At 65.7% G+C, this 6369-nt stretch carries 8 protein-coding genes; all 8 read right to left on the bottom strand.

The window, feature by feature from the left end; all coding sequences use genetic code 11:
• Window positions 1–599, bottom strand: a 599-nt coding sequence (locus tag VN004_RS07560; RefSeq protein ID WP_325608570.1) for an MFS transporter, incomplete at its 3' end; no start/stop codon positions are given.
• Between the two features lie 69 nt (window positions 600–668).
• Window positions 669–1904: an alpha-hydroxy acid oxidase gene (locus VN004_RS07555; protein WP_325608568.1), complete on the bottom strand. Its 1236-nt coding sequence runs from the start codon at window positions 1902–1904 to the stop codon at window positions 669–671.
• A 44-nt stretch (window positions 1905–1948) separates the two neighbouring features.
• A complete protein-coding gene (gene thiL, locus VN004_RS07550; protein ID WP_325608566.1) occupies window positions 1949–2938 on the bottom strand; it encodes a thiamine-phosphate kinase in 990 nt (329 codons plus the stop codon).
• Window positions 2939–2958: 20 nt separating this feature from the next.
• Window positions 2959–3471: a transcription antitermination factor NusB gene (gene nusB, locus VN004_RS07545; RefSeq protein WP_325608565.1), complete on the bottom strand. Its 513-nt coding sequence runs from the start codon at window positions 3469–3471 to the stop codon at window positions 2959–2961.
• A gap of 2 nt (window positions 3472–3473) precedes the next feature.
• Window positions 3474–3977: a 6,7-dimethyl-8-ribityllumazine synthase gene (gene ribH / locus VN004_RS07540; protein ID WP_325608563.1), complete on the bottom strand. Its 504-nt coding sequence runs from the start codon at window positions 3975–3977 to the stop codon at window positions 3474–3476.
• Between the two features lie 60 nt (window positions 3978–4037).
• Window positions 4038–4646 (bottom strand): riboflavin synthase, encoded by a 609-nt coding sequence (locus tag VN004_RS07535; RefSeq protein WP_325608561.1) that lies wholly within the window; start codon window positions 4644–4646, stop codon window positions 4038–4040.
• Complete coding sequence (gene ribD / locus VN004_RS07530; RefSeq protein WP_325608559.1) at window positions 4647–5720, bottom strand: bifunctional diaminohydroxyphosphoribosylaminopyrimidine deaminase/5-amino-6-(5-phosphoribosylamino)uracil reductase RibD; 1074 nt, start codon at window positions 5718–5720, stop codon at window positions 4647–4649.
• A 26-nt stretch (window positions 5721–5746) separates the two neighbouring features.
• Window positions 5747–6229, bottom strand: coding sequence for a transcriptional regulator NrdR (nrdR, locus tag VN004_RS07525; RefSeq protein WP_325608557.1), 483 nt, complete (start codon window positions 6227–6229; stop codon window positions 5747–5749).
• Between the last annotated feature and the right edge of the window lie 140 nt (window positions 6230–6369).

Here is a 6369-nt window from a genome sequence, read left to right as displayed (position 1 = left end):
ATCTTCAGCAACATCAGGACGAGGCCGGCCACCACCGCGATCGCCGCCTGCGCAAGATAGGTCGCAGCGAACAGGTACGGGGGCATCATATCCTTGGTTGCGATCACGACCTGCGGTCCGACGATCGCGGCGAAAATGCCTCCGATCAGCACCCACGAAATGGCTTTCGGCCTGAAGGCCTCGCTTGCGGTGTCCGCCGCAGCGAAGCGATAGGCCTGATGCGCGGCGGCATAGAGGCCGGAAAAGAATGCGCCGGTATTGAACAGCGCAAATGAGCCATAGAGGACACCGGCACAGCAGATCAGCCCGGTGGCGACGCCACAGATCGTGCCAATCTGGAAAGCGGTGCGGCGGCCATAGCGGCGCGCGAGTGCGCCGACCGGCAACGTGCCAAGCCACATACCGATCACATAGATCGTGATCGGAACGGTCGCGAGCATCTTGTCAGGCGCAAGCATTGCCCCGGTGATCGCGCCGGTCGCGAGCAGAACGGTGTTGTTCCCGCCAGCCATGGCCTGCGCCACCGCGAGCACAATCGCATTTCGGCGCGCCAGGGCGTCGTCGATCAGATGATGCGAACCTTCGGCAGCGACCGACATGAACGATACCCGGCGAGGGCGCTCTTCATATCCGTTCGGATGAATATAAACCAGCCTGCAAAATGCAGGTCAGAACTGCCATGCACCGGGGTGACGGATCGCGAGCGCCCGAAGCGCCGCAACATCCGGCGCCCCCAGCTGGCGCATGGCGACCGAAATTTCCTCGACCAGCATGCCGGTGACGTAATCCCCGCCGTCGGCGCCGGCTGCGCCGACGCCGTACAGAAACGCCCTGCCCGCCAGCGCGGCCTGCGCGCCGAGCGCGACCGCGCGAACCGCGTCGAGCCCCGATCGCACGCCGCTGTCGAACAGCACTGTGGCTTTGGTGCCGACGGCACGGACGATCGCCGGCACCACGTCGATTGCGGCCGGAGCCGCCTCGAGCTGGCGCCCGCCGTGATTGGAGACCTGCACCCCGTCAAGTCCGATCGCGACCGCCTTTTCCGCATCGGCAGGATGCATCACACCCTTGATCACCATCGGACCCTTCCAGGCATCGCGATAGCGCTTGAGTTCCTCGAAGGTGAATGCGCCGCCGACCTCGCGTTGCGCGAACCACGCGATGTCCGCCTTGCGCGGATTGCTCCCGCAATAGGGCGCAAGGCACGGAAAGCTCGGCTGACCGTTTTGAACCAGCGCGGACACCCAGCCCGGAGAGACCGCCGCCTGCATGATCGTGCGCAGGGTCGGACGGAACGGCAGCGTGAGACCATTGCGCAATTCACCGGGCCGCTTGGCGCGCCCCGGCGTATCGACCGTCATCACCAGGACATGGACGCCGGCCGCTTGCGCGCGGCGCAAGAGGTCGAACCCGACCTTGTGGTCATCGCGTGCCAGCCGATAGAGCTGAAACCAGACCACATCGGGTGCGAGCTGGGCGGCCTCTTCGAGCGAGATGCCACTGACCGTGCCGGCCGTATAGGGAATGCGCGCACGCTGTGCGGCGCGCGCCAGATGCCGTTCGGCGCCTGGCCAGAACACGCTTTGCAATCCCATTGGCGCGATGCCGAGCGGGGCTGCGTAATGTCGGCCGAACAAGGTGACGTCGGTCGCGACCGGCCCTTTGTCGCCGCCAATGCGGGGCACGAGTTCGATCGCGTCGAGCGCAAGCGCGTTGCGCTGCACGGCAAGATTCTGGCCGTTGCCGCCGGCTACGGTTTCGTAGCCGAGCGCAGGGATGCGCCGCTCCGCCGCCTTCCGCAGATCCTCAACCGTCGGGAAGCGCCGGCGCAAACGCGCTTCGCTGGAATTGCCCGACACGCCCCAGCCGGTCGGCGCGGTCTTTACCGCGGTGCGGTCATGCATGCGTCTTTCTCCTTGCGCATCTTATTGGCTGGGCATCGAACATGTCAGAAATGGCTGAATGCGCCCTGTGCAAAGACGAGAGCCTTGCCATCCGCATCCACGACCTGCGGCGGCTCGCGGCCTTCCACGATCTCCCCGATCGCAGTGACCGGCACGGCGGCGGCGCGCGCCTGATCGCGAAAGGCCGGCCATTTCGCAGACGGCACCGAGGCGACGATCTCGTAATCGTCGCCGCCGGTCGCGATCGCTTCGATCCGGTCGGATTGAGCGGCCAGCGCCTTTGCGGCTGCCGCAGACAGCGGAATACGGGCCGCCTCGATCCGCGCCGAGACGCCGGATACCTCGCACAACTTGGCCAGATCGCCGACGAGCCCGTCCGAGACGTCCATCGCCGCGGAGGCCAGCGTGCGGACCAAGCCCGCAATCGCAGTGCGCGGCTGCGGCACGCGATAACGGCCCACCAGATGACCCGCCTCCTCCTCGCTGAGCGACCAGCGCGCGATGAGATCGGGATCGCGCAGCACCGCCAGCCCCAGCGCCCCATCGCCGATGGTGCCGGTGACGATGACAACGTCGCCAGGTTGCGCGCCCGATCTTTTCACCATGGTGCCGCGCGGCAGGATTCCAAACGCCGTGATTGATGCGACGAGCGGTCCGTCGGTACGCACCGTGTCGCCGCCATAGAGCGGGCAGTCGAACAGGTCGCAATCCGATTGCAGGCCCGACGCAAAGGGACGCAACCAGTCCTCCCCGATTCCCACCGGCAAGGCGAGCGTGAGGAGGCAGCCCGCCGGTTGCGCGCCCTTCGCTGCAAGATCGGACAGATTGACCCTCATCGCCTTGCGCGCCACCGTTTCCGGCGGATCGTCCGGGAAAAAATGGACGCCGGACACAAGGGCGTCGGCCGTCAAAACGAGATCGTACCCCTCCGGCGGCGCATAGAATGCCGCGTCGTCCGTCAAGCCCAAGGCGCCGGGCGCGGTCGCCAGCGGCTTGAAATACTTGGCGATCAGTCGATCTTCGCCTGAAGGCATCTGTCGGCGTCCGATTGCGGTTATCGCGAAGCGCCAAATTCCTCCGCGCGTGCGCTGCGCGCCAACATATCGAGCACGGCATTCACCATCCCGGTTTCTTCGCGATCGACAAAGGCGTTCGCCACATCGACATATTCCGAAACGATGACGCGCGCGGGAATATCCTGACGGCTCTGCAGTTCGAAGCAGCCGGCGCGTAACACCGCGCGCACCAGCGCCTCGACGCGTTTCAGCGGCCAGCCGCGCGTCAAGGCCTGATCGATGACAGGATCGAGCTTGCGCTGATCGGCGACGACGCCGCGCACGATGTCGCGGAACAAGTTGGAATCGGCCGGCAGATACTTGTCGCCTTCGACTTCGCCGCCCAGCCAATGGCTTTCGAACTCGGCAAGGATGTCGTTGAGATCGGTCCCGGCGATATCCATCTGATACAGCGCCTGCACCGCCGCGAGACGCGCAGCGCCGCGCCGGTTCGCCTTGCGCTCGTCCTTTCGCGAGCCGTTCCCCGGCTTGTCTTGTTGTTCGCCTGCCATGGTCATCGTCTTGTCTTCGCCGAGACGGCGCGCTTGATGCGGATGAGCGTGAGTGCGGCGCGCGCCGCCTCGCCGCCCTTGTCGCCTTCGGTGACGCGGGCGCGCGCGAAAGCCTGTGCTTCGGTGTCCACGGTCAGAATACCATTGCCGATGGGAATGTTGCGCGCGAGCGAAACGTCCATGACCCCGCGCGCCGACTGTTCCGACACGATCTCGAAATGCAGCGTCTCGCCGCGGATCACGCAGCCGAGTGCGACGGCTCCGTCATAGGGCTTCTTGCGCGCGGCGGCGGCATCGAGTGCGATCGCCAGCGCAGTCGGAATTTCCAGCGCGCCCGGCACCGTGATGCGATCATAGGTAGCGCCCTGGTCGTCCAGCGCGCTGATGACACCGGACAGAAGCGCATCGGCGATCTCTTCGTAATAGCGCGCTTCAACCACGAGGATCCGCGCGCCTTTCAGGCTGCCCGCCCCTGTCTGGTCCTTGCTTTGCCGCGGCCCGGCCATGCCCTTCGCTCCGTTGCGATGCCACTAACTACAGGCCGCGCGCTGCTGCAAGCTAGAACGCTAGTTCGATTTTTCCAGCAGCCGCGCCGCATAGCGCGCCATCAGATCGACCTCGAGATGGGCGGCTGTCCCCGGCTGCCAGTCCTTCAGTGTGGTGACCTCGAGCGTATGCGGGATGATCAGCACGGAAAAATCGTCGCCTTCCACCGTGTTGACCGTCAGCGAAGCCCCGTCGAGCGCGACCGATCCCTTTTTGGCGATGAATCGGGACAGCGATTGCGGGGCGGTGAGCACGAACCGCACCTGGTCGGCGAGGTCCTCACGCGACTTCACTGTCGCGATGCCGTCGACATGGCCGGTGACGATGTGGCCACCGAGTTCGTCGCCGATCTTCAGCGAGCGCTCCAGGTTGATCCGCGTGCCGGGACGCCAATGCCGCACGTTAGTCAAGGCAACCGTTTCGGAGGCGGCATCGACGGCGAATGTCGTCCGTCCGTTGGCGATCGCGGTGTCGACCACCGTGAGACAGATGCCGGCGCAGGCGATGGAGGCGCCGATGTCGATCGACGCGCGGTCGTAATTGCAGCCGATCACAATCCGGCGCAGTCCATCGGCGCGGTCCTCGACGCTGTCGATCTGGCCGATATCGGTGACAATGCCTGTGAACATCTAGCGCCGCTCATATCGTTCGAGTTTGTCGCCGCCGATCGTCTCGGTCTGCACCAATGCCAGCTTCGGCGAAGCCGTTAGAGCCCTGAGCGCAAGCCCGTCAAGCGCATCAATGCCGTCCGGGCCGATGGTGCGCAGACCGTGCAGCAGAACCGCCTCGTCCACGAGATCGGCACGCAACAGCGCTGCGGCGACTTTAGGCCCGCCCTCCACCATCAGCCGCGTGATGCCGCGTTCTGCGAGCGCCTGCAACACCGTTGCGAGAGGAAGCCCCTCCTTGCCCGCGGCTATGCGGATCACCGTAACGCCGCGAAGCGCCAGAAGGCGCTCCTTGTCGCCCGAGGCAGCAGGCGTGCAGAAGACCCAGACGGGAATATCCGGGGCGCTGGCCACAAGCTGCGAGTCGAGCGGCAGGCGCAGCATGGAGTCCAAGACCACCCGCACCGGCGACTGCGCCAGCATACCCGGCAGCCTGCATGTCAGCGCCGGATTGTCGGCCAGCACCGTCCCGATGCCGACCAGTATTGCGTCATTCATCGCCCGGAGCAGATGGACGCGTGCGCGTGCCTCTTCACCTGTGATCGGCACTGGCTTCCGGCCGGGCAGCGCCGCCTTGCCGTCCGCCGAGACGGCGAGCTTCAACATCACGCGCGGCCGGCCGTCCAGAATGCGGCGGATGTGCCCCGCGTGATCGCGTAGCGCTTCATCCGCGCACAGCCCGTCGGCGACAGCAATTCCCGCCGCACGCAGCCGCGCATAACCCTCGCCCGCGACTTTTGGATTGGGATCGCGCAGCGCGGAGACAACGCGCGCGATGTCGGCCCTGATGATCGCATCGGCACACGGGGGCGTGCGCCCGTGATGCGAGCAGGGTTCGAGTGTCACGTAGAGAGTCGCGCCCTTCGCCCGTTCTCCGGCGCGTCGCAGCGCCTCCGTTTCGGCATGAGGCCGGCCGCCGGGCTGCGTCCATCCCCGCCCGACCACGACGCCATCCTTCACCACGACCGCGCCAACGGCAGGGTTGGGCCACGCATTGCCGAGGCCACGCCGTCCCAGCGTGAGCGCCAGCTGCATGAAGCGGAGGTCGTCTGGATGCGCGGTCACTGCCCCGATGGCGGAACCTTGCCGTCCTCCTCGCCTGCCAGTTCGGCGATCGCGGTCTCGAAGTCCTTGCGCTCACGGAAATTGCGATACACCGAGGCAAAGCGCACATAGGCGACATCGTCGATCTCGCGCAGATGCGCCATCACCGTCTCGCCAATCGTGTCGGTCGAGATTTCGCTCTCGCCGAGACTTTCGAGTTCGCGGACGATCTTCGACACCATCTGCTCCAGCCGCTCCGGATCGACGTTACGCTTGCGCAGCGCGATCTGCAGCGAGCGCATCAGCTTGTCGCGGTCGAAGGGTACTCGGCGGCCGTTGCGCTTGATCACCACGAGTTCGCGCAGTTGCACGCGCTCGAAGGTCGTGAACCGGAATTGACAGGTCAGGCAGACCCGCCGCCGGCGAATCGCGTTTGAATCCTCGGTCGGTCGCGAGTCCTTGACCTGAGTATCGAGACTACCACAGCTCGGACAGCGCATGACGTGTCGGTTCTCCCCGTCCTAGTGCTCGACCATCGCAGTCACCGGTAGATCGGGAACCGGTCGACAAGCACCTTCACCTTGTCGCGCACCGCGGCCTCGACGAGCGAATCCTCTTCGGCCTGCTTCTGGGACAGCAC

It is taken from the genome of Pseudorhodoplanes sp., assembly GCF_035565855.1.
GTDB lineage: Bacteria > Pseudomonadota > Alphaproteobacteria > Rhizobiales > Xanthobacteraceae > Pseudorhodoplanes.
This window is presented reverse-complemented; position numbering and strand designations above follow the sequence as displayed.

What these genes read in the sequence shown, in the direction of transcription:
- VN004_RS07555 (WP_325608568.1), bottom strand. Translation starts at nt 1,904, where the DNA reads ATGCATGACCGCACCGCGGTAAAGACCGCGCCGACCGGCTGGGGCGTG.
- thiL (WP_325608566.1), bottom strand. Translation starts at nt 2,938, where the DNA reads ATGCCTTCAGGCGAAGATCGACTGATCGCCAAGTATTTCAAGCCGCTG.
- nusB (WP_325608565.1), bottom strand. Translation starts at nt 3,471, where the DNA reads ATGGCAGGCGAACAACAAGACAAGCCGGGGAACGGCTCGCGAAAGGAC.
- ribH (WP_325608563.1), bottom strand. Translation starts at nt 3,977, where the DNA reads ATGGCCGGGCCGCGGCAAAGCAAGGACCAGACAGGGGCGGGCAGCCTG.
- VN004_RS07535 (WP_325608561.1), bottom strand. Translation starts at nt 4,646, where the DNA reads ATGTTCACAGGCATTGTCACCGATATCGGCCAGATCGACAGCGTCGAG.
- ribD (WP_325608559.1), bottom strand. Translation starts at nt 5,720, where the DNA reads ATGCAGCTGGCGCTCACGCTGGGACGGCGTGGCCTCGGCAATGCGTGG.
- nrdR (WP_325608557.1), bottom strand. Translation starts at nt 6,229, where the DNA reads ATGCGCTGTCCGAGCTGTGGTAGTCTCGATACTCAGGTCAAGGACTCG.